Source organism: Cohnella herbarum, assembly GCF_012849095.1.
Taxonomy (GTDB): domain Bacteria; phylum Bacillota; class Bacilli; order Paenibacillales; family Paenibacillaceae; genus Cohnella; species Cohnella herbarum.
In genome coordinates, this window is sequence record NZ_CP051680.1 from 2387868 (window position 1) to 2411072 (window position 23205).

The 23205-nt window shown below is 51.1% G+C and carries 23 protein-coding genes and 1 other RNA gene; 4 read left to right on the top strand and 20 right to left on the bottom strand.

Translation table 11 applies throughout. From position 1 onward, the window contains the following. Positions 1-5: 5 nt before the first annotated feature. A complete protein-coding gene (locus tag HH215_RS10790; protein ID WP_169279906.1) occupies positions 6-1298 on the bottom strand; it encodes an extracellular solute-binding protein in 1293 nt (430 codons plus the stop codon). Positions 1299-1443: 145 nt separating this feature from the next. Here HH215_RS10790 and HH215_RS10795 point away from each other — a divergent pair, with 145 nt between their 5' ends. Beyond that, complete coding sequence (locus tag HH215_RS10795; RefSeq protein WP_169279907.1) at positions 1444-1932, top strand: hypothetical protein; 489 nt, start codon at positions 1444-1446, stop codon at positions 1930-1932. A 21-nt stretch (positions 1933-1953) separates the two neighbouring features. Here HH215_RS10795 and HH215_RS10800 read toward each other — a convergent pair whose 3' ends face one another. After that, on the bottom strand, positions 1954-3285 hold the full coding sequence (locus HH215_RS10800) for a PhoH family protein (protein ID WP_169279908.1): 1332 nt from the start codon (positions 3283-3285) through the stop codon (positions 1954-1956). Between the two features lie 206 nt (positions 3286-3491). On the opposite strand from HH215_RS10800, the gene HH215_RS10805 reads away from it, so the two are divergent. Beyond that, complete coding sequence (locus tag HH215_RS10805) at positions 3492-4058, top strand: YhcN/YlaJ family sporulation lipoprotein (RefSeq protein ID WP_254450439.1); 567 nt, start codon at positions 3492-3494, stop codon at positions 4056-4058. Positions 4059-4076: 18 nt separating this feature from the next. Here the strand turns inward: HH215_RS10805 and HH215_RS36710 are convergent, their stop codons facing one another. The 7 genes from HH215_RS36710 to HH215_RS10835 form a co-directional block, all read right to left on the bottom strand. Then, positions 4077-4205, bottom strand: coding sequence for a hypothetical protein (locus HH215_RS36710; RefSeq protein WP_256376720.1), 129 nt, complete (start codon positions 4203-4205; stop codon positions 4077-4079). Positions 4206-4277: 72 nt separating this feature from the next. Then, positions 4278-5408 (bottom strand): LCP family protein, encoded by a 1131-nt coding sequence (locus HH215_RS10810; protein WP_169279909.1) that lies wholly within the window; start codon positions 5406-5408, stop codon positions 4278-4280. A gap of 136 nt (positions 5409-5544) precedes the next feature. Then, positions 5545-5817 (bottom strand): hypothetical protein, encoded by a 273-nt coding sequence (locus tag HH215_RS10815; protein ID WP_169279910.1) that lies wholly within the window; start codon positions 5815-5817, stop codon positions 5545-5547. A 26-nt stretch (positions 5818-5843) separates the two neighbouring features. After that, positions 5844-6161: a YlaH-like family protein gene (locus tag HH215_RS10820; protein WP_169279911.1), complete on the bottom strand. Its 318-nt coding sequence runs from the start codon at positions 6159-6161 to the stop codon at positions 5844-5846. Positions 6162-6246: 85 nt separating this feature from the next. Then, the gene (gene typA, locus HH215_RS10825) at positions 6247-8088 is read right to left on the bottom strand and encodes a translational GTPase TypA (protein WP_169279912.1); all 1842 of its coding nucleotides are present in this window, start codon (positions 8086-8088) and stop codon (positions 6247-6249) included. A 221-nt stretch (positions 8089-8309) separates the two neighbouring features. Beyond that, the gene (locus HH215_RS10830) at positions 8310-8792 is read right to left on the bottom strand and encodes a hypothetical protein (RefSeq protein WP_169279913.1); all 483 of its coding nucleotides are present in this window, start codon (positions 8790-8792) and stop codon (positions 8310-8312) included. Between the two features lie 134 nt (positions 8793-8926). After that, entirely contained in the window at positions 8927-9601 is a 675-nt protein-coding gene (locus HH215_RS10835; RefSeq protein ID WP_169279914.1) for a TerC family protein, read from the bottom strand. Between the two features lie 129 nt (positions 9602-9730). Between HH215_RS10835 and HH215_RS10840 the strand changes: the two genes are divergently transcribed. After that, positions 9731-10474 carry a TerC family protein gene (locus HH215_RS10840; RefSeq protein WP_254450440.1) on the top strand — a complete coding sequence of 248 codons (744 nt, stop codon included), beginning with the start codon at positions 9731-9733 and terminating at the stop codon, positions 10472-10474. Between the two features lie 46 nt (positions 10475-10520). On the opposite strand, the gene thiI is transcribed toward HH215_RS10840, so the two are convergent. The 5 genes from thiI to HH215_RS10865 form a co-directional block, all read right to left on the bottom strand. Next, positions 10521-11747, bottom strand: a complete 1227-nt coding sequence (gene thiI, locus HH215_RS10845; RefSeq protein WP_169279915.1) for a tRNA uracil 4-sulfurtransferase ThiI — start codon at positions 11745-11747, stop codon at positions 10521-10523. Next, a complete protein-coding gene (locus HH215_RS10850) occupies positions 11744-12919 on the bottom strand; it encodes a cysteine desulfurase family protein (RefSeq protein WP_169279916.1) in 1176 nt (391 codons plus the stop codon). Before HH215_RS10850 ends, thiI begins: the two co-directional genes overlap by 4 nt. 127 nt (positions 12920-13046) lie before the next feature. Next, positions 13047-13727, bottom strand: coding sequence for a lytic transglycosylase domain-containing protein (locus HH215_RS10855; RefSeq protein WP_254450441.1), 681 nt, complete (start codon positions 13725-13727; stop codon positions 13047-13049). A gap of 101 nt (positions 13728-13828) precedes the next feature. After that, positions 13829-14041 (bottom strand): DUF1540 domain-containing protein, encoded by a 213-nt coding sequence (locus HH215_RS10860; RefSeq protein ID WP_169279917.1) that lies wholly within the window; start codon positions 14039-14041, stop codon positions 13829-13831. An 80-nt stretch (positions 14042-14121) separates the two neighbouring features. Next, the gene (locus HH215_RS10865) at positions 14122-14622 is read right to left on the bottom strand and encodes a YpuI family protein (RefSeq protein ID WP_169279918.1); all 501 of its coding nucleotides are present in this window, start codon (positions 14620-14622) and stop codon (positions 14122-14124) included. Positions 14623-14856: 234 nt separating this feature from the next. On the opposite strand from HH215_RS10865, the gene HH215_RS10870 reads away from it, so the two are divergent. Further along, positions 14857-16728 (top strand): S8 family peptidase, encoded by a 1872-nt coding sequence (locus HH215_RS10870; protein WP_445662479.1) that lies wholly within the window; start codon positions 14857-14859, stop codon positions 16726-16728. A gap of 56 nt (positions 16729-16784) precedes the next feature. Here the strand turns inward: HH215_RS10870 and rnpB are convergent. From rnpB to dnaG, 6 genes are all read right to left on the bottom strand, one after another. Continuing rightward, an RNA gene (gene rnpB / locus HH215_RS10875) (RNase P RNA component class A) lies at positions 16785-17269 on the bottom strand. 112 nt (positions 17270-17381) lie between these two features. After that, entirely contained in the window at positions 17382-18497 is a 1116-nt protein-coding gene (locus HH215_RS10880) for a Nif3-like dinuclear metal center hexameric protein (RefSeq protein ID WP_169279919.1), read from the bottom strand. After that, positions 18464-19273, bottom strand: a complete 810-nt coding sequence (locus tag HH215_RS10885; RefSeq protein WP_169279920.1) for a tRNA (adenine(22)-N(1))-methyltransferase — start codon at positions 19271-19273, stop codon at positions 18464-18466. Before HH215_RS10885 ends, HH215_RS10880 begins: the two co-directional genes overlap by 34 nt. A 1-nt stretch (position 19274) precedes the next feature. Then, positions 19275-20108: a hypothetical protein gene (locus tag HH215_RS10890; protein ID WP_169279921.1), complete on the bottom strand. Its 834-nt coding sequence runs from the start codon at positions 20106-20108 to the stop codon at positions 19275-19277. Positions 20109-20201: 93 nt separating this feature from the next. Further along, positions 20202-21344 carry an RNA polymerase sigma factor RpoD gene (gene rpoD / locus HH215_RS10895; RefSeq protein ID WP_169279922.1) on the bottom strand — a complete coding sequence of 381 codons (1143 nt, stop codon included), beginning with the start codon at positions 21342-21344 and terminating at the stop codon, positions 20202-20204. Between the two features lie 34 nt (positions 21345-21378). After that, positions 21379-23205: a DNA primase gene (gene dnaG, locus HH215_RS10900; RefSeq protein ID WP_169279923.1), complete on the bottom strand. Its 1827-nt coding sequence runs from the start codon at positions 23203-23205 to the stop codon at positions 21379-21381.

Here is a 23205-nt window from a genome sequence, read left to right on the forward strand (position 1 = left end):
TGCCGTCAGTTATGTTTCGCCCATTCTTCTTTCCATCGTTCGATCGACATTGCCCCTCGTGCAAACTCCGTCCACATCCTTTGCAGTTGCCCGAGTTGGGCGGAGAGGTCTGGACCGAACTCAATTGGAGATTGGCTCGGGAAGCTTTGCCCCGTTCTTCCTGGAATCAGATTAGAGAGGGTTCTATCGCTATCGTATAGAGAACGATAGACGGGTAGCTTCCCTCTCTCCTCCATATTCTGCAATTGAATCTGTTCGTCGGTCATTTCGGATATCCATACGTATGCAGCTTCTTCGGCTTCGGTATTCGAAGAGACGGCAAAAGAAGTTCCGCGCGGCCATACGTACGGGAGCTTCCACGACTGATGATCGATCTCAAGCTCCGGTTCCGGATCCAAGCGCGGCTGCGCGACCAAAGCGGAAGCCCGAGAGTACGGCATGACCGCGGCGAGAATATTTCCTTCTTTCAACGCAGGGGTCGTCCCGATGTCCGTTGCCGTGAATTGAACATTTGCCTTATGTAGATCGAGCAACAGCATCGCCTGCTCGAATAACGTCCCGTTCCACGGCTCGGCATCTTTACTCCATATTCCGTCGCTTCTCTCCGCTGTGGCGCTCTCGAGCCATGCCAGAAGCGCCAACGGGTCGTTACGATCGATCGATAACCATGAAATCGCGCCTTGGGTTTCCGCGCTCCTGTCGGATACGGCAGCCCATTGCTCAAGCGTAAGCGGGAGCGTGACATCTTCGCCGAGCCATTCGTGTAAGCGGCTCATGTTCCATACAAGCACGTATGGATCCATGTCGCGAGGCACTCCCCACTTATAACTGTTCCAAGTTAGCGGAGCGGCCACGGCATCGAACTGTTCGGCCAATGCTTTCCCTACGAACGCGGCTTCTGTTGGCAGCAGATACCCCGAGGAAGCGAATTCGATTATCCATTCATTCGCTAACAACATAATATCGGCCGATTCTTCCAAGACGGAGGATCGTTTATAAGTATCGTAGGCTTGTTCGGGATTTATCCTGCGCAAGTCCACTAGTATATTTGGATGATTTAGCATAAAATTATCGTTTTGAACGGTTAGCGCGCGATAGGCGGGCTCGTCTAAAGCTACTTCGATGACTAAGCTGGATATTTCTTCGGCAACGATAGGTTCGATGGTTACCAACGATTTATCTTCGGGAACCACGTCGACGAAGGACGTCGGAGAAGAAGGCGCATCCGCCCATGGAGATAGGATCAAGACCATTATACAGAGCAAGAGGAACACTAAGGCCGATTTGCTTCGTGCCACAGCTTCACCTTTTTCATCATAACATTAACCGCTTTATTCATGATAACAGGACATCGCCCGCCTGTCTCGCTTTTTTGGAAAGCGCTTTAACAGGGAAACTGGAATAAGGATACCAATAACATTGGAAAGTTGGGAGCTCGTGATAATGAAACGAATGATCGGCCTAGAAATGAGATTGTCGGAAGGTAAATTACCCGGATTTTATACGCGGATCGTTAAGGAAATCGCCGGGCTGACTCCGTTAACGGACCAATATGAGGAACTTCTTATCTTCGAATCGGAAGCACATCTCCCGCCGGTCATGGATCTGCTAGATCATTATCGGGTACTCTTCGATCGTTGCGAGCTAATTATGCTGCCCTCCGAACAAGTAGAAGCCGGAGATCTCTTCGATGATTATGCCATCGTAACCGGCAACGAGAATGTAATCTTCGACTTGGCTTTGACCGCGCCATTCACGCTTGACGCGTCAAAGCCGGAAGCGGAATCCGCTCCGGCTTTAATGCAGTTGCAAGAACATCTTATCGGTCGGTTTACGAATGAGGGGAAGACGTTCCTCCTAATCGATCGACAGCTTGCTCTGTTGGCCGACAGAATTGCCGAAGCCTACCGCTGCAGCGTCGAATGGCAATAGCGCGTCGGTCGGGTGAGCACGCTATAACCTCTCGGTTGCCAACTGGGCAAGGCGGGAGCGTTCGCCCTTCTCTAGCGTCACGTGTCCGCTGATTCCCTCTTCCTTGAAGCGTTCAACCAAGTAGGTAAGGCCATTGCTTTGCGAATCGAGATAAGGGTGATCGATCTGCTCGGGATCTCCGAGAAGCACGATTTTACTGTTCTCCCCTACCCTGGACACGATTGTTTTCACTTCGTGTTTGCTTAGGTTCTGCGCTTCGTCGATGATGATGAATTGACCCGGAATCGAGCGGCCGCGAATATAAGTCAGCGCCTCCACTTGAATGCTGCCCATTCCCATTAGTATTTTATCGAGATCCCCGGATTTCTTCGTATCGAACAAAAACTCCAAATTATCGTAGATAGGCTGCATCCACGGACGCAGTTTTTCTTCTTTCTCGCCCGGTAAATACCCGATATCCTTTCCCATCGGAACTACGGGCCGAGCGATGAGCAGCTTCTTGAAGCGGTGCTCGTCTTCCACCTTCATTAACCCCGCCGCCAGCGTGATCAACGTTTTCCCCGTACCCGCGCGACCCGTCAGCGTAACCAGCGGGATATCATCGTTCAGCAATAACTCCAGCGCCATTCGTTGCTGCGCGTTGCGAGCCGTTATCCCCCAAATGGGATCGTTGCTCATATGAAGCGGTTCTAAGCGATTCCCGTCCGAAGTGACCTTAAGCAGCGCCGACTTGGACGTTCCCAATTCATCGCGCAAGATCACGAATTCGTTCGGATGCAGGTTTACTTTGATCCCCAACTGGTTCACGGCAAGAAACCGGGTAGAATAAAATTCGTCAATGACCGAAGGATGTACGTGCAGCGTCAAGTGCCCCGAATACTGATCCGATATCGACACGGTTTGATCCGATAAATAATCTTGAGCGATGATTCCGAGTACATCCGCTTTAACCCGAACGAGTACGTCTTTACTGACGATGATGACCGGACGCGGATCTCCGCTTTCCTGCTCCTCCATATGATAATTCAACGCCACGGCGAGAATACGGTTATCGTTGGTCATTTCACCGAATAATTCCTGTACCCTCACGAAACGGCGATGATTCATTTCCACCTTTAACAGGCCGCCATTCGGAAGAACGACGCCGTTATGCAATTGCCCTAATGCCCTCAACCCGTCCAGCTCGCGCGAGATATTCCGGGCATTGCGCCCGATTTCATCGGCAAGCCTCTTCTTGGAATCGATCTCTTCCAGTACGACGGAGGGAATGATGACTTCATTGTCTTCAAAGGCAAACAAGGAGAGCGGATCATGCAAAAGCACATTCGTATCGAGTACGTAAATTTTACGCATGGGTGTTCCCTCCCGGTTCGGCAATTTGGTTTAACCTAGAAATATTTAGAAATACGGTTTCTTCAAATCCAAGCTTACATAGTGCGCGAATGTCAGGGAACAATAAGACCATCGAACGCTTTCTCCTGTCATAGCCGATTACGACGAGTAAACCTTACGAAATCGGCGAATACGGGCATCCCTCCAAACCAGGGTGGTGAACAACATTGAAGCAGTATAAAATGAACGCTTACGCAACCGCATTGCTGATCCTTCTAACTTTAGCAATGGGCTCCGCAGGCTGTGGTAAACAACAATCGGCAGCGAATCATTCGGAAAACCGTCTTCAGGCTCAGGCAAAAGCGAACAATAACGCAACTAAGCACAAGATCGAGAATCCGAAGAAGGTTGCCGCCCATCTGGAATCGCTCGCGCGCGGCGTACAAGGCGTCAAGGGCGCCAACTGCGTCGTCTTCGGCAAATACGCAATCGTCGGTATCGACGTCGACGAGAAGATGGAACGCACGCGCGTCGGAACGGTCAAATACGCCGTAGCCGAAGCGTTTCGCAAAGATCCTTACGGAATCGATGCGGTCGTAACGGCGGATATCGATCTAGCCCAGAGGGTTCGCGAAATCCGCGCGGACGTCAGCAAGGGTAGGCCGATTTCCGGATTCGCGGAAGAGCTTGCCGACATGGTCGGACGGCTGATTCCGCAAATTCCGCGTAACATTGTCCCGCCTAAAGCCCCGGAAGATATGGGGGCAAAAACCTTAAACAGGCTCAAGAAGTGACAAAAAGCCCAGTGAAAATCACTGGGCTTTCTTCATGGCAACAAAAGCTTGGATATCCAAGCGAATAGTCGCACTAAGTTTAATGTCCATTGTTTGCTTAGGAAGTAGCGCGTCCGTTAACGAATAGTTAGTTATCGATTCTGCCATCCGCAACCCTCCTGAGTGGATTACTGGCTTCATTATAGCACATGAACAATCGATTTCCAACGGACATTCGAGTTACTCAGATGCTTGGGCAGAGCTTGAGCTTGTCGGTGTAACATCGGCAACCGGACGTCCAGTCGTTATCAGTTCTTCCGCTAACGCCTTCTTCGCCTCTAGCAGCTTATCTTCGTCTAAATAGACATAAGGGCTTTTCCAATTACCGGTCAAAGGAATAAAGCGAATATCCGAACGATTGATTCCGAAGTATGTAGCGATTATATTCTCGATTTGCGCCTTGGGAATATCCGTTCTCATATTATCGCCAACGGCATTCAGGATGTTATCCACCTTCGTAACGTTGCTGAACGACTTCAATCGATCCGTGATCGCGCCGAGAACTTGACTTTGTCTTTCATTCCGTTCGAAATCGCTGGATGCAGCCGTCTGCTTGTAACCTCGGCCCGGATTGGATTTCCGGTAACGGACGAAACCGAGCGCCTGCTCTCCGTTAAGCATCTGTTCGCCCTTCTTCAGGTCGATATCCGTATCGTCGACAGTGTCGACGTATCGCATATCCTTGTCTACGGTAACTTCAACGCCTCCGAGCGCGTCCACGACGTCAACGAAACCTTGAAAATCGATGACTGCCGTGTAATCGATCGGAATTTCGAAAAACTTAGACAGCATCAGCCGGGTTTCGTCGCGAGCGTAAGCCGGGACCGCGTCGCCTTCCAGGTTTTCCTTGTTCTTGCCGTACATGTAGAACGCGGCATAGTAGCCGTTCGCCTTGTGTTTCTTGTACCCTTCCACGTTCAGATCGCTATCGCGCGGAATGGAAATGACCGTAGCCGTTTTCGTTTTCGGATTAAAAGCCGCCACCATCATAACGTCGGTGTTCATGCTTCCGGTTTCGCTTCGGGTGTCCAAACCTAACAAGGTAAGGGCAATCGGTTTAACTTGTGCCCGTTCTTCCTTCGCGATCGTAACTCCGCCCTTGGCATCCGCCGGTTTGGAAATCTTGTTCAGATTTTGATCTCCAACGACTAATAAATAGCCGACGTAACAAGCCAAAGCCAAAATGATAACGCCTAACAATAGGAAAATAAACCTGCCCCAACGAAACTTCTTGCCGGGCGGTTTAGAAGCATTCGGAGCCGAGGTGCGACTACTTTTCGCGCGTGCCGGCAGCGGTGTATCCTGACTCAAACCATTTCCTCCTCATCCTCGATGCCGGGATTTTCTTCCGCGTCATCCGAGTGTCCCAAGTAAAACGGCTTAGCCGTCATTTAGACGGCTATACACGTTTGTATCGAGCGATCAGATAAGAAAAAAGACATCGAATTTATTCTTTCTGATCGTTGAACATATCCCGGTTTAATTGCTCAACGGCTTCCCGATCAAACCATACGGTACGAGTGGAACCGTCTGTCTTGGCATAAGTGACGTGGACTTTGCCCGCATCGATCGAACTGACTTCGTACGACACCAGTTCGTGGTCTTCCGACAAAATTTGCGCAAAAAAGAGAAGTGTCTCCCTTGCCGCCCCGTCATCGGGATGCGCGGAGGAAACCCACTTCATCTGCAGCCAGTAAAACAAAGCATCCATTAAAGACATGGCCGTTGCCCCTCTCCCAAGGAAAGCTATTGCGGATCTGCGGACTTCACGTCGGGTGAACCGCCAGCTTTGTTGTTGCGGTTAGCTTTGCGTTTGTCGTAAAACTGACGCATCCGTAGAAGCGCCATCATCCCTACGGCAACGGCCATGCATTGAATGATCGGCAATTTGTCCAACTGCAGCACGAGCAGCACCAAACAGCCGAGCGCCAATACGATATGTACGAGAATCTCTTTAAGAATGGGAAGTTTGCCCGTTCTGAAAACGGTATTAAAAATATAGATCGTACAGGCGACGATGAGCAGATAGGAAATCACTTGATGATCATGGAACCACTGCTGCAAAGAAACCCCTCCTTCGGCGGCGCAATTCGATCAAGCGCGCCTAATCGGCGCGCTATCGAATGCAATCGCGATATGACGGTTGCGATTAAACTCCGGATTCCGCCATACGGCGTTGTTTCTCGGATCTGTCACGCTCGCTTTTGTTCAGTACTTTCTTGCGAAGACGAATGCTCTTAGGCGTAATTTCGCATAGCTCGTCATCGTTCAAATATTCAAGCGCTTCTTCGAGCGACATCAGGCGAGGAGATTTGAGCTTAACCGTTTCTTCCTTATTCGCCGTACGGATGTTGTTCAACGCTTTTTCTTTGCAGATGTTGACGATGATGTCATTGTCGCGAGTATGCTCGCCTACGATCATGCCTTCATATACGTCCAATCCCGGTTCAAGGAACAGAATACCGCGATCCTCTACGGACATCATACCATACATTGTCGTTTTACCTGTTTCGCTGGCGATAAGAACGCCTTGATGACGTCCTCCGACTTGACCGCCGACCATCGGGCCGTAGTTGTCGAACGCATGGTTCATTACACCGTATCCGCGCGTCAATGTCAAGAAGTTCGTCCGGTAGCCGATCAATCCGCGCGCCGGAATCAAAAATTCAAGACGAACTTGACCGGTGCCGTTGTTGATCATGTTGACCATTTCGGCTTTGCGCGTTCCTAAGCTTTCCATAACCGAACCCATGCTCTCTTCCGGCACGTCGATCAACAATCGCTCGATCGGCTCGCATTTAACGCCGTCGATCACTTTAAGAATAACTTCCGGTTTGGATACTTGGATCTCGAAGCCTTCGCGGCGCATGTTCTCGATCAGAATACCGAGATGCAATTCTCCGCGGCCGCTGACGACGAATGCGTCCGGGCTGTCCGTCTCTTCGACTCTCAAGCTGACGTCGGTTTCGATCTCCTTGAACAAGCGTTCACGCAATTTGCGCGAAGTTACCCATTTCCCCTCGCGGCCTACGAACGGGCTATTGTTGACAAGGAACGTCATTTGCAATGTCGGCTCGTCGATCGCCAGAACAGGCAACGCTTCAGGCTTAGCAGGATCGGCAATCGTCTCGCCGATATTAATTTCCTTCAAACCGGCAATGGCTACGATATCTCCCGCCGCCGCTTCCTCGACTTCGATCCGCTTCAGCCCTTGGAAGCCGAACAATTTCTCGATCCGGGCTTGTTTCACGACGCCATCGCGATCGATAACCGCAACGACTTGACCTTGGCTGATGCGACCGCGGTTTACGCGACCGATGGCAATCCGACCCATATATTCGTTGTAATCAAGCAACGTAACGAGAAATTGCAAAGGTTCGTCCGGATTTTCCTTAGGGGACGGAATGTGCTCGAGAATCATCTCGTACAACGGCTCCATCGTTTCTTTAAGGTCATCCGGCGTGTTGCCCGCGATACCGTTAAGTCCCGAAGCGTATACGACCGGGAATTCCAGTTGATCGTCGGACGCTTCCAGCTCGATGAACAGCTCGAGAACTTCGTCTACGACTTCAACGGGACGCGCAGCCGGACGGTCGACTTTATTAACGACGACAACAGGGGTTAAACCTTGTTGCAGCGCTTTGCGAAGCACGAATTTCGTTTGCGGCATACAGCCTTCGAACGCATCAACGACCAATAATACGCCGTCGACCATTTTCATGATCCGCTCTACTTCTCCGCCGAAATCGGCGTGTCCGGGCGTATCCACGATGTTGATCAGCGTATCCTTGTATTGAATAGCCGTGTTCTTAGCCAGGATCGTAATACCGCGCTCTCTCTCGATATCGTTCGAATCCATTGCACGGTCTTGCAATTGCTCGTTATCGCGGAATGTTCCCGATTGACGCAACAGCTGGTCAACCAGCGTTGTTTTGCCATGGTCAACGTGGGCAATGATTGCGATATTACGAATTTTGTCTCTTGAATGCATACTTCCACTCCTCGTTTATCTCTGGTCCCCTAGGCAGGCGTAGGCCTTTTTCTTAGGGTTCTCTAAATCCACAAAACAAAACGCCGACTCGAGGCCGACGTTAATTAGCATCACCGGTACGATTGACACAGCGTAAATTCTGATTAGAAACGCTAGGTCTTCATCCCTTATATTATACGCTACTTTTTTTGAAAAGCCAACTAAACTTTTACTTTAACGGATTACCAACTTCTTGGACGACGAATCACGAGCCAAACGCCGAAGCCGATAAGAGCAACCGCGAGTAAGTAAATCCCCCAGGTCCATAGAAGCGTCATTCCGAACAGAACGATGGAGAGAACCGCCAATCCCATGGCAGCCGTCCAAATTTGCTTCGAGCGGTTGAAGCCGAATACGTAATATTCGTAGAGTCCGACGGCCACTGCGAATGGAAACAAAGGCCACATATACTTCATCAATCCCCACCCAAACCAATTGCCGATCATTAGAATGACCGAAACAACTGTCAAAATCCCTGCCGGAATCAACGAGACGGATGGAACCATTCGTCCGAAATAAAGAACGTGGAGCAGTACCCCCGGAATTAAAACGAACAATGGCCAGAACACGTTTCCGATAAAAGCGAAAACTCCTAGTTTGCCTAGAAGAATTATCAATCCAACAGCCACGATTCCAATTCCGACTGCGGCGGATTGTCTATTCACGATGGTTCCCCCACTTCATTCCATTCTCTGCACGCCGCGACTTTTAGTTACGGAACGTGACATCTTTTTCTTTAGTTTAATTGAAGTGCGGGAAAAAAACTAGTTCATGAAAGCAAATATTTCCCTAAAGAATTCTAATCTATTGGAATCTTGCTTCTTCGGCGCATCCACAAGGCGGCGACCAAGATGACGGACACCGCCAGAAAAGGAAAAATCTTTTCCGCTTCGGGGCGGAGCAGATGACTGAACCTCTTGATGCCGGGATCGCTCAAAATCATTTCGGCCGCGGTATAAGCAAGAAGTCCCCCGCCTAAGTAGAGCAATCCGGGCAACCGATCGAGTACCCTCATGATGAAGGAGCTTCCCCAAATAATAATCGGGATACTCATGACGATCCCGATGATTAACAAAGCGGTGTCGCCGTTCGCAATCGCCGCTACCGCAAGAACATTGTCCAGGCTCATGACGAAGTCGGCGACGACGATCGTCCATACCGCCCCGGCAAGCGTAGTAGCCGCCGGCGTGTGCTCTGTCTTTTCCTTGCTGTCGAGCAGTAGCTGCAGCGCGATAACAAATAGCAGTACCGCGCCAGCGGTCTGGAGGAACGGCACATGCAATAACGTGATTGCTCCCAAGGTCAATAGGACGCGCAATCCGATCGCCGCGACGGCTCCCCACCAGACCGCTCGTCTCCGCTGGTGCGCCGGCAATCTGCGTCCCGCCATCGCGATCACGATCGCGTTATCGCCGCTTAAGAGCAAATTGATCATCACGATTTCCATAAACACGAATAAAGTTTCCAATCCCATTCGGACACCCCCACTACCAAATTTTATGTACAAGCCGACTCAGATATGAAGCTACATTTTTTCCACTTTTTTGAATCTATTTATTAAGGAAGACGTATTACTCTCTGAATATGCGGGGAGGGACTAATCGTGGAACTATTTGGATGGGATCTGCTAAGCTTGGACTTCTGGACGATCTTGCTAACGATCGTGTTCATCGATCTCTTACTAGCCGGCGATAACGCAATCGTAATCGGTCTCGCAGCCAGAAGCCTGCCTAAGGAAACGCAAAAGAAAGCAGTCATCTGGGGAACTGCCGGCGCGGTAATCATACGCATCGTAGCTACAATGCTCGTCGTATCCTTGCTCAAGATTCCGTTCTTGCTCGCTATCGGAGGCGTGCTGCTTCTGTGGATTGCCTACAAACTTCTCATACAAGAAAACGAACACGGCGACATCAAAGCCGGCACAACGCTCTGGAGCGCCATCCAAACGATCATCATTGCCGACGCAGCCATGGGGCTCGATAACGTCATCGCGGTAGCCGGAGCGGCGCACGGAGATTATTTTCTCGTCATCTTAGGGCTCTTGATCAGCATCCCGATCGTGGTATGGGGAAGCACGTTGTTCATCAAGGTCATCGAGAAATATCAGTGGATAATTTATTTGGGATCCGGGGTACTAGCTTACACGGCCGCCAAAATGATCACGCACGAAGGAGAATTCAAACATTTCTTCGAGAGCAACCTTGTATTCACCTGGATTTTCATCGCCACGATGGTCGTTCTTGTCGTCGTCGCGGGAGTATGGACGAACGCGATCAAATCGCGAAGAGCCCATGAAAAAAAGCCCGTACCGACGCTGGCAACGAAAAAAAGCCGTGAAACGCATTAATTGCGTTTTACGGCTTTTCCTTTGTTAGATCCGGTTAAGAACCCGTTTAGAACCAAGCGTCTTCTTCTTTGCGCTCTCCGTCAACCTCTAAGCCGCCGTCCTCGCGCAGCACGAGCACTTCGGTACCTTGCACGGCTTCTTCGATTAAACGTTCGAATTCATCTCCCAGATGGGCTTCAATTCGTTCAACAAGCTTAAGATCCGGATTCGTAGCCGGAGATTTAGGCACGAACAACGTACAACAATCTTCAAACGGCAATATCGAAGTCTGGAACGTGCCGATTCTTTCCGCGTATCCGATAATATCCTGCTTATCCATCATGACAAGCGGTCGCAGCATCGGCAACGAGGCGGAGCGACCGATTACGTTCATGCTGCCGAGCGTCTGGCTGGCGACTTGCCCGAGACTGTCCCCGGTGACGATCGCCAAGGCACCGCTCTGCTGGGCCAGCTTCTCCGTAATTTTCAGCATGCTTCGTCTCATTAACGTGATGATTAGGCTGTCGTGCCCGGATTGCGCTAATTTCGTCTGCAGCTCCGTGAACGGCACGAGATGCAACTTGATTTTACCGCTATAGTAAGCCAGTCGCTTGGCAAGAGTAATAACCTTCTCCTTCGCTTCTTCGCTTGTGAAAGGGTAGCTATGGAAGTGAACCGCCTCCACCTTCAACCCTTTCCTCATCGCCATCCAACCGGCAACCGGACTGTCTATTCCCCCGGACAGCAACAGCATCGCTTTGCCGTTCATTCCGAGAGGAAATCCTCCCGCGCCTTTCACGACTTCGCAGTAAATATAAGTATTCTCATGCTGAATATCGATCTTCAGCTCCGCTTCCGGCGATCTAACGTCGACTTTAAGATCGGGAGTATTGCGCAGCACATGGGCGCCGACCAGATGGTTCATCTCGACGGAATCGTGAGGGTATTGCTTCCAGCCCCGCTTCACGGATACTTTAAACGTCTTCGGAGCCGGATTCAAGCTTCTCATCAATTCGAGCGAACGCTCGCGAATCGTTTCCAGCTCTTGCGTCGAGCTGATTACCGGACTGAAGGTGAATATTCCGAAAATATCCTTTAACCGCGCGGCTACTTGCTCATAGCTCTCGCCGTTGAGATGGATGTACGCTCGCGCGTAACCTCTAACGTATTCCAAAGCCGGCATCGCTATTAGCGCCTGCTTGATCTGGGTGAGCAGCATCGCCTCGAACCGGTTGCGATTGCGGCCTTTGATCGTAATTTCCCCGAATCTGACTAATACGAGATCGTATTTCATTTCGAATTCCTCTCCAACGGCTTCAAATTGGCAACGACCATCTTGAGCCTTTCGCCTAATAAGTCGATATCTTCCATTTCGTGTTCATCACCGAAACTGATTCGTATGCTTCCCGATGCGCGGTCTGCGTCATGTCCCATCGCCAGCAAAACTCTACTCGGTCGTAAGCTTTTGGAGGAACAAGCCGATTGCGTCGACACGAGTATGCCGTGCTTCTCCAGCATGTGAATCATCACTTCCGGCCGCATTCCCGGATACGACAAGTTGACGACATGCGGAGCCGCAACCGATTCGATGTCATCTTCCGCTTGAACTCCGTTAAGGACCAATTCCGGAATATCGGCAACGATATTAAGCAATTGCCTTCTCATGGCATACATCCGATCGCGCCTTGTTTCTTGTCCTTCCATCGCTAGCCTAAGAGCTTGCGACATCGCCACGATTGCCGGAACGTTCTGCGTCCCAGAACGGACGCCTTGCTCTTGATCTCCGCCGCTCAGCAAAGGGGCCAATTCCACTCCCTGCTTGGCGAGTAGAAATCCCATCCCCTTCGGTCCTCCGAATTTATGCGCGGAACCCGAGTAGAGATGCACCCCCCAATCCTTCCACGAAAAAGGAACTTTTCCGATCGCTTGAACGCCGTCCACGTGTAACCGGACATGCGGGGCTTCGGCCACCGCTTGACCGATCTCGCGAATAGGTTGAATAACGCCCGTCTCATTATTGACCTGCATAATACTGACGAGAACGGTATCTTTTTGAATCGCTTTCGCTACGTCATCGGGATTCACTCTGCCTGACGAATCGACAGGTAATATCGTCGTCTGGATACCCGTCGTTTCCAGTTGGCGGAAACATTCGTATACGGAAGCATGTTCGATCGCGGAAGTAATGATATGCCTCGTCGTTCTGGCCACCTTATTCACGGAGCCTTTAATCGCCAAGTTATTGCTTTCCGTCCCGCCGGACGTAAATACGACTTCGCCCGGACTTGCGCTCATCCTATCGGCAACGCTAGCTCGAGCCCGGTCAACCAGCTTCATCGCTTCGGCGCCGGAACGGTGCAATGCGCCAGGGTTGGCATAATGCAGTCTCATGAGTTCGGTCATCGTCTGTATAACGGTCGGCAACATCGGCGTCGAAGCGCAATGATCATAATAATAGGTTTTCATAATTTTCCCCATTCTGTCGTCTACGGGATATTTCATAATAAAAGGACCAATAACGGGAGGGCCATTGGCCTTCCCGTCTTGATCCCCATTAAATGCAATAGCAGCTTGTATGAGCAGGCTGTTGAACCTAGACGCTCCATTGGTTGGAAGCATTCAGAACTTTACGAATATAATTCTGCGTTTCCGAAGGCAGCTTATGAAGATTCAACGCGACATCCTGATCGTTCTCGATTCCCAGTCGGTCTACGCGCCCAGGTCCGGCATTATACGCGGCTAACGCCGTCGATACGTTGCCGTCGTATTTGCGAAGCAGATAAGACAGGAATCGAGTGCCCCCATCGATATTCTGAGCAGGATCGAAAGAGTTGCCCACTCCGAGTCCGCGGGCCGTGTCGTCCATCAATTGCATGAGCCCCTTGGCTCCCGCCGAAGAAACGGCATTCGGATTAAAGGACGACTCCGATTGAACGACGCCCTTAATCAATGCTGGGTCGACGCCGTACTTAGCGCCAGCCGCGGAAATCAAATCGTCGTAGGCCGAGGACGAACTGTAATCGGCGGTCAATTCCCCTCCCAAGGAAGAGATCGGCATGGCTAGAGAGGATATATTGTTCAATTGCGATAAGGAATAATTCGTCGTTTCCCATGCGGAATCGGTAGCCGATAATTGGCTCAGCAGCATCTCGAACATGCCGGAGGTTTCGCTGGCCGTTCCATCCGCGGCTTTGCTGCTTAAAGGATTCATTTCGGTCATCCATTGCGTGAGAAGCATTTGCTTCAAAATGCGCGGATCCGTCGTTACATTCACGTCGGTTAGCTCCCGGTAGTCAAATTGTAAGTATTTCCATTGTACAACAACTACCCGAGTCCGACTAGTCCCGACAAAACCCGATATCCGGTTCCTTAGAACTATTTTTCGGTATTCGGCTTAAATGTCAGACAACAAGTAACGGAAGAAGTCGGTGCCGTGTCTTCGTGCGTGAAAAATTCGTCGGAAAACTCTTCGTGCCAACGGTGGTTGGCGTGAGAGTCCACTTCAATCGTGATTTCTTTAGCTCCGCAACGGTTTCCTTGACCCCAATACGAACAATTGCTTACGCTGCATGCGACGCCATTCGGCATTAAAATCACCCCCCTGTCCTATTGTGTACCCTGTGGAGTCGGGTATACGGACAGAGGGGTGGAGGTTACAGGCATAATTGTTATTTGGTTTGGTTTTGCATCCGGCGATGAGTCAGATAGTCGCTTTCATAATAAGACAAGTCATCGCGAAGCTCCTCGTAAACGCGGGAAATGTTCAAGATGACGTCGCGCGCGGCACGCACCGGCTTCATCCGGAAACGAATCGCGTCTTGACCGGTGTACGCGTAACGTCCATCTTCGGAATAACATTCGTTTTTCGGATAGAAAAAGGAATTCACTCCGTTATGATACACCTCGTATAGCGCGCGTTCCGCAAGCTCGTTATCGAAATTCGGACGTCTTAATACCGCTCCGAGCTTCTCGTAAGCCACTTCGGAAAATACGAGCAAATGACGTAAATCCGACAATAACCCGGTATAAAATCCAGGACCATCCGGATTGTCCGCCTGAACAAGCTGTTCGAGCGCATTGTGGTTTAAGAACTGCTCAATCGGATCGATCGCTGCCTTCAATTTATCTCGACTGGATTCGGCAAGCGCTTTGATATTAGTGGCTGGCATGAATGGTTCCCCTTTCCAATGCAAAACAATTCCCTTAACGGGGTTATCGATAGGTATCAAGCTAAATAGGCTTCCTCGTTATTCTCGCGAAACCAAGTTCATCGTAACATAATTCCAGGAGAAACGGTACTGGCAAGGGTAAATTGATCCGTATATTTTTGTGTATTTTCCTTCATTCTATAAGACAGGAATCCGTGCTCCCGGCTCGAACCGGGATAAAAAGGAGTGGTCCGCTTGCGCCGTCGCACGCTGCTTGGTTTGCTCTTTACCGCTGCCGTTATCGCATTCGCTATTCCGTTGTATCCGACTATGAGGGGTACCAACCACCGGACCCCTTCCGCTTTTCCAATGCCTTCTCCGGTGCCAAGTCGCGTACCTAGCCATCCATCGGCCTCGAACGAGGCTTCGTACAAACAACAAACCGTGCTTCGGGACATGGAAGCGACCGAACGTCTATCCCGCGCGCAGATCGAACGTGACATCCAAAATTTCTTGAAATCGAAGGACGCGCATCGTCCGATCAAGGATCTGCTGCGTACCCACCCCGAAATCTTATACGTAGAGTGGGGAAACGGGAATGGTCGGCAAAAAGCCGGATCGCTGAAGCCTGAACTCGCTACCGCAGTCGCTACGCATTTGACCAAAGCCCGAACGGCTGTCAAACAAGGCAGCAATTACTCTTCCCCTACGTTTAAACACGGAGGGAAAAGTTATTTCGTGCTGGCCCGGCATTCGTCCGAAGTCGCCGCTAAACAAAATGTGTTAGCTATCGTTTCCACGGAAGTGATACAAGCCGTCGAACGACATCAGCGCCGCAATTTACGGCTGATCCCCTACCCTCCCGAAGGAAGATACCGGATCGAATCCGTCACTCCCGGCAACAACAAGGAAACGACGGTTCGGACTGGAGAGGATAACGGTAACGCCAGCCATTATGCGGTAGACGAGATCGTAGTTAAATTCCGGAAACCGCTGACGGAGAAACAATTGCTCCAACTCCGCAGGGAGCTCGATCTTTCCGTCGTGCGCCATACCGGTAAAACTTATGTATTCCGGTCCAAGAAACATAAAACGATGGAACTGAAAAAGTATTTCGTCGACAAATACAAACCGGAATTCATTGAGCCGCACTATCTCTATTTAACGAATGAACTGGGGAACGATCCGAACAGTAAGTCCATCATCCCCAACGATACACTATATTCGGAATATCAGTGGAATTTGCCCGAAATTACTACCGAATTGGGATGGAAAGTTACGAAAGGCAGCCCGGACGTTATCGTAGCCGTGTTGGACACGGGCGTGCAAGCCGATCATCCCGATCTTAAAGGGCGGCTCGTTCCCGGAATGAACATCGTGGATCCCTCCAAGCCGCCTAACGACGACGTCGGACATGGAACCCATGTGGCGGGTATAATCGCCGCCGAAGTCAATAATGGCGAAGGCGTGGCTGGCATGACTTGGTTTACGAAGATCATGCCGGTCAAAGTGCTGGATAGCTCCGGAGCCGGATCCACCTATTCCGTTGCGGAAGGGATCATATGGGCTACGGATCATGGAGCGAAAATCATAAACATGAGCTTGGGCAATTATGCGGAAGCCGAATTTCTGCACGATGCGCTGAAGTACGCATATGATCACGGGGTTGTGCTGGTCGCCGCCAGCGGAAACGACAATACCGAACGCCCGGGCTATCCGGCCGCTTACGACGAAGTCATTGCCGTATCCGCCACCGATCCCGACGAATCTAAGGCGGAGTACTCCAATTACGGCGATTACATCGACGTAGCCGCTCCCGGCACTTCCATACCAAGCACGTACCCTGGAAGCCGTTACGCGGCGTTATCCGGAACATCGATGGCATCCCCGCATGTCGCTGCTCTTGCTTCTTTGGTTCGCGCAGCGAATTCGGGACTGACGAATAAAGAGGTTATGGAGTTGCTGCGGAGAACGGCCAAGGATCTAGGACAGAGCGGTAAGGACAAAGACTTCGGCTACGGACAGATCGACGTCGTCTCGGCGTTGAATTCCGCAAGCGGCTCCAGCACTTCCTTGCAGCTCTATCCGCTGCAAGTGCGTCGCGAGCTTGAGCGGTTGAACAAATAAACAACGAAAAGGGCCTCTCGGAAATTCCGAGAAGGCCCTTCAATTGTCTTATTAAGCCGGAAAGCTTGCCGTAAGCCGGGTTCTGTACTTCAAGTGGTCATAACGGCCTGCGCGAAGCAAGCCTCCCACGAACTGAAGCGACAATCATCTTTCTAGGCCGCACATTGCTATACGGCTCAAGCGACCAACCCGAACGCACCCCGGGCTAGGGCTGGCTTAACGCCTGCGTCCTCCTAGGTCTTGCTCCAAATGGGGTTTACCAGGAGCAAAGTCGCCAGTGCTCCTCGTGGTCTCTTACACCACGGTTCCATCCTTGCCTGTTTCTCTACCCCACAAAGTGACGTTAAGCTTTCGAAGCTTATGCCGATTACTTTGCGGGGACCCCAAAAACAAATTGGGCGATTAGAGATCATCGGCGGTCCATTTCTGTGGCCCTGATCCTTCAACTCGCGTTGACTGGACGTTATCCAGCATTCTGCCCTGCGGAGCCCGGACTTTCCTCTCGTGGCGCGAAGCCACCAGCGATTGTCTGTCAAACTTTCCGGTTTGCAACGACTAGTATATCGCGAATTCCTCGCCGTGACAACGGCAATCGATGGATTCCTAGAAAAGATCGCGCCTTTTCGCCTAATTCGTCCCTAATAACCGCTCAATTAGCGTAACCGAAACGGTTCCGTATCGACCTGCGACGCGAAAACTTCCGTCGCGTACCCTTTTTCCTTAAGCTGCTCCGAGAGCCAGCTTGCGACGTTAGGCTTCATGATTTTCTCCGCATGGTGTCCTGGATCGATGAGCGTCATTCCTGCAGCCAACGCATCTTGCGCGGAATGAAAATCGATGTCGCCCGTTACGAGGACGTCCGCCCCTGCAAACATCGCATGCCGAATATATTTCGCGCCCGAGCCGCCTAAAACGGCGACTTTACGTATAGGCTTGGCACCGTCTCCTACCATTCGCACGAACGGCACTTGCAATGCCGTCTTCACCCGTTCGGCGAACCGATCTAATGTTTCGACCGCCGGGAGCACGCCGACTCTACCCAGCCCGAAAGACCGTCCCTTGAGATCCATACTATAAAGATCGTACGCGACCTCTTCGTAAGGGTGCACCTTCAACATCGCGGATATTACTTTTTTCTTGGCGCTAAGCGGCACGACGGTTTCCACCCTGATCTCGCGGGCTTCCGACAACTTGCCCTGCGCTCCGATGAACGGATCGCTTCCTTCGTGTGGCAGGAATGTACCTGTACCTTCGATATTGAAGCTGCAATGGCTGTAATTGCCTATCCACCCGGCTCCCGCCGCGAACATGGCGTTACGCACCTTCTCGTGATGCGACTCGGGAATGAACACCGCAAGCTTATATAGCTTATCGGTATGAACCTCTTCCAGCACGTCTCTGCCGGAAAGCTCAAGCGCTTCCGCCATCCAATCGTTGATGCCGCCCTCCGCGGTATCCAGATTCGTATGGGAGATGTATACCGCGATATCTTTGCGCAGCAAATCCGCTACCAATGCCCCCGAAGGGGTATCCGTACGTAAATGCGCCATGGGACGAAAAATAACCGCATGATGCGCGATAATCAATTCAGCGCCTATCGTAGCGGCTTCCTCCACGACCGCCGGAGTAACATCCAACGTAACGAGTACGCGACGAACTTCTCTCGCTGCCGTACCTACCTGCAACCCAATTTTGTCGTCGGGTACGGCGTAGTGCTTAGGGGCTAACCGCTCCATCAATTGGAGGATGGTTTCTCCGCGGGCAAACATGCGAGCACCTCCCGAATTTCTCTTACGTCCTCTTCCCATTCTCTAGCCTTCTCCGCCGCTTCCGGAGCCGTCGCATGGCTAAGCTGCAGGATCACTCTTTCCCGCTTGGCGATCTCTTCTTCCCATTTCCGATGGAAGGCTTCCGTCGGCCGTCTCAGCAGCAACGGCCCCATCTCGTAAAGCAACACGGACGGCAGCTTCGCGATGGCTGGGGCAAGAAGCTTCTCGTCGTATAAGGCGCTGTTTAGACTCTCAGCTTCGGTTGGATCCGGCGTCAGAAATGCCCGCATCAAAGTATAAATGACGCCGTCTTCTTCAAGCAGCATCTCTTTATCTAAGACGAAGCGATGCTGAACGAGCCAACGCCTTACCGCATCTTCCGCGACATGAGGCGAGAGGATTAACGTGCGCACGCCGTTCAGACGATCGTTAGCTTGGTCGAGAATTCTTGCCATTAGGCTTCCGCCCATCCCGGCAATCGTTACCGTATCGACCTCCCCTGGCTGAAGAACGGCCATTCCGTCACCTAGCCTAACGGACACGGTCTGTTCAAGACCGGCCTCGGCCACCTGACGTTTAGCCGCTTCTACCGGACCGGCATGAATATCTCCGGCGACGGCATAGCTGATTTTTCCATTCAAAGCCAGAAAAACCGGAAGCAGCGCATGATCCGTCCCGATATCCGCGAAGCGAGCCCCTTGAGGAACCCACTCCGCTAGCGCCGACAAACGGCGGGACAGCTTCAGCCCTGCTCCGCTTTCCTTTATTTGTTTCATATTAAGCAACCCATTCCATCCAATGTTTACGCAACCGGAACATTCCCACGCCCGCGATTACGATCTTTAAAATAATCTCTACCTGGATCCATTCCGTATGAAGAGCATACAATGCCGAGTAAACTTCGGGCATAAACCATAGAACAAGGGAAGTCGCGAACAATACGGCCCCCGCCGATTGAAAACGAACATGCAGAAACCAACTTAGCCAGCAAAACAATAACGCAACCGGTATCCAGAAAATTTGAACTTCCAGCAAGGAAGGATTCGTAACATGCCTCGCCAACAACAAGGCATATAAAACGACGACGGCCATCCATCCGAACCAATGGACGATCGCAATGCGGAGAAGGATTCCGCAACCGATCCACGCGGCAGCACACAAGCCGAGCAACCACAAGGGACCGGTACCGCCCATCCAGCCATTCAACTGCAAAATACCGAACCCGACCCCTATAAGGAATATCATCCCCACGCCGATCGTTAGCAGCCCGCGTACCGGATTTTCTTCCCTATTTCTTACTCCCATTACGGTAAATGCCGCCGTAACAACGGCTGTTAAGCCTATTTGCAATGCCAAAGGAAACACGCTAAAATAAAGAACAACAAAACAAATCAAGGTAAAACTTCCAAATGCAAGAAGCCACTGTTTCCCTGATGCTTGGCTGATTTTCTTAATGGTGTTACCCATAAACCCTAACGGGCGTTCATTCAGATCTTCCAAATAGATGTTTTGCAAGAAGTCGCAATACTGCTCGGGCAACAACTTATTGCGACGCCAAGATTCGATTTCCTTGACGACCAGATTGCGCTTCTCTTCATCCAAACCAGCCATGCGACGATCCTCCTCGCGCCATTTGAAGAAAAAGACCTTCAACCATAACGGCAAAGGTCTCTATCGCACCACTATTATTGTTAATCCTTTATTTTACTCCAAGAAATCCTTCAAGCGTTTGCTGCGACTAGGGTGACGCAACTTGCGAAGCGCCTTGGCTTCGATTTGACGAATCCGCTCGCGAGTAACGCCGAATACTTTTCCTACCTCTTCCAGCGTACGGGTACGTCCGTCATCCAATCCGAAACGCAAGCGAAGAACATTCTCTTCCCGTTCGGTCAGCGTATCCAGGACATCTTCCAATTGCTCTTTAAGAAGCTCGTAAGCCGCGGCATCCGCAGGTGCCAACGCCTCTTGATCCTCGATAAAGTCGCCTAAGTGGGAATCGTCTTCTTCGCCGATCGGCGTCTCCAACGACACGGGCTCTTGCGCGATCTTCATAATTTCCCTTACTTTATCCACGCTTAGTTCCATCTGCTCCGCGATTTCTTCCGGCGTAGGCTCTCGTCCCAATTCTTGCAGCAATTGACGCGACACGCGAATCAGCTTGTTGATCGTTTCCACCATATGAACCGGAATCCTAATCGTTCTAGCTTGGTCCGCGATTGCCCGCGTGATCGCCTGCCTAATCCACCAAGTCGCATAAGTACTGAACTTGAAGCCTTTATCGTGATCGAATTTCTCGACCGCTTTCAACAAGCCCATATTGCCCTCTTGAATCAAATCCAAGAACAGCATGCCCCGTCCGACGTAACGCTTCGCGATACTGACGACTAGACGAAGGTTGGCTTCCGCCAGCCTTTTTTTCGCTTCTTCTCCGTCCGGTCCGCCGATCTCGATCTTCTTAGCCAGTTCGACCTCGTCATCCGCGCCTAGAAGCGGAACGCGTCCGATCTCCTTCAAGTACATGCGCACGGGATCGTTGATCTTGATTCCCGGTGGAAGCGAAAGGTCGTCGTCGAAGTTGAATTCGTCGCGTTCTTCCTCTTCTCCGGATCCATGACCGTGTCTCTCGCGTCCCAATTCGTCATGATCGTTGGATACCTCAATGCCGATATCCGCCAATTGTTCGAAAAACTCGTCGATTTGCTCGGGATCCTGATCAAAGGGCGATAGCTTCTCCATGATGTCTTTATAGGTCAAGGTAGACTTTTTCTTCCCTTGTTCTATCAGTTGAGCTTTGACCTGTTCCAACGTCGATTCCGTTTCCAGTCCGGTGTGTTGATCGTTTGCCATTACCGACTCCCTCCTCCCTGAGAAGCCCGCGCAATCAAAATTGCTTACGCTGCTTTTCCAGGGCGATAATCTCTAATACCACTTGTGTTGCCCGAGAAGAATCTCCTGCTCTTTCCGCTCGTTTGCCTTCTTCGGTCAACCGCTCGATTTCTCGCGTAAGCGAAGCATGACCGATCGTTCGGATGCAATCTTCCAATTCCCGTTCGCCAAACGGAATGTCTATTAATGCGATGGCACTGGCGGCTCGTTCTAAACGGTCATCCTGCAAAACCGCAACGAACCTCCCGACATCAGGATCATTGTTTTGGGCGTAAAAAGCATATAAATAAGCAGCTAAAGCCGCGTGATCCTCAACGTGAAAACGATCGCCAAGCCTTTGTTGAACGAGATGAGCCGTCTCTTTGTCCTGCATCATCCACGAAAGCAGCTGGCGTTCCGCATTCACATGCGCGGCTCCCAATGGAGGGTTCTTGGAGGTAGATCTCTTTTCATTCCATACATTATTCCACGATCCGGCTGGAATATCCCCTGCGTTTCCCAATTTCTCTTGCTGTCTGAACTCGTGGCTTTCCTGCTTCAGCGTATCTAACGATACGCCGAACTCTTGGGCAAGCTCCTTCAGCAGCAATTCCCGTTCCGTTGGAGAATCTCGTCTTGCTACGATTCGAACCGCATCGCGCAAATACCTAATCCTTCCATCTTCTTCTAGGAGTATATGGGCTTTCCTTAAATATATAAGCTGAAATTTGACCGCGGATACCGCTCCCTCGATGAATTCCCGAACGAATGGTTCTTGACCATGGGACGAAATGTATTCGTCCGGATCCATGCGATTCGGCAACACGCTAACCCGAACGCGGAATCCCGCCTCTTCCAGCAAAGGAATGCTCTTATGTGCGGCGGCTTGTCCTGCATCATCTCCGTCATAACATAAAATAACCTCATCCGCGAACCTCTTAAGCAGTGCCGCGTGTTCTCCGGTCAAAGCCGTACCCATTGTGGCAACTCCGTTATGGACTCCGGCGTACCAAGCCTTGATCACATCCACGTAGCCTTCGAAAAGGACCACCTGCCTCGCGCGGCGTATAGCCGGGCGCGCTTCATGCAAGCGGTATAACGTTCTGCTCTTGTTGAACAGCGGCGTTTCGGGAGAATTCAGGTACTTCGGTTGACCGTCCGATAGGAGTCTTCCCGCGAAGGCGATGATCTGTCCGCTCGCATCGTGGATAGGAAAGATAATCCGATCTCTGAAACGATCCACGTAGCCATCCGATTCCTGCCTGCGGGATAACAATCCGCCCGCTTCCATCTCCGCGGGAGAATACCCTTTTCGTTCCAATGCCTGGGTTAGCGTGTCCCATCTTGCGGGTGCGTAACCGATCCCGAAATGCTCGATCAGTCCATCATTGAACCCGCGCGATTGGAGGTACTCTAACGCCGGCTTGGCGACATCCGTGTTGCGAAGGAGATAATGATACAATTTCGAGCTGTAGTCGTGGGCTTCATGAAGGATTTTCTTTTCCTTCTGGAACGCGGAAGGTTCTTCGGCGCTTGCGGTCGTCCACGTAATGGGAATGCCGGCTTCTTCGGCTAATGCTTTGACCGCTTCGGGAAACGATTCCCCTTCCATGTCCATGACGAACTTAATGACATTGCCGCCTTTGCCACAGCCATAACAATGAAAGATTTGCTTCTCTGGCGTGACCGTGAACGACGGCGTTTTCTCGGAATGAAAGGGACAAAGACCTTTTAAGTATTTCCCGTTCTTGGTCAAATGAACGTATTTGCCGACCGTATCGGAAATTTCATGGCGACGCAAAACTTCATCGATGACCGATTGCGGTATCATTCCGTAATTCAT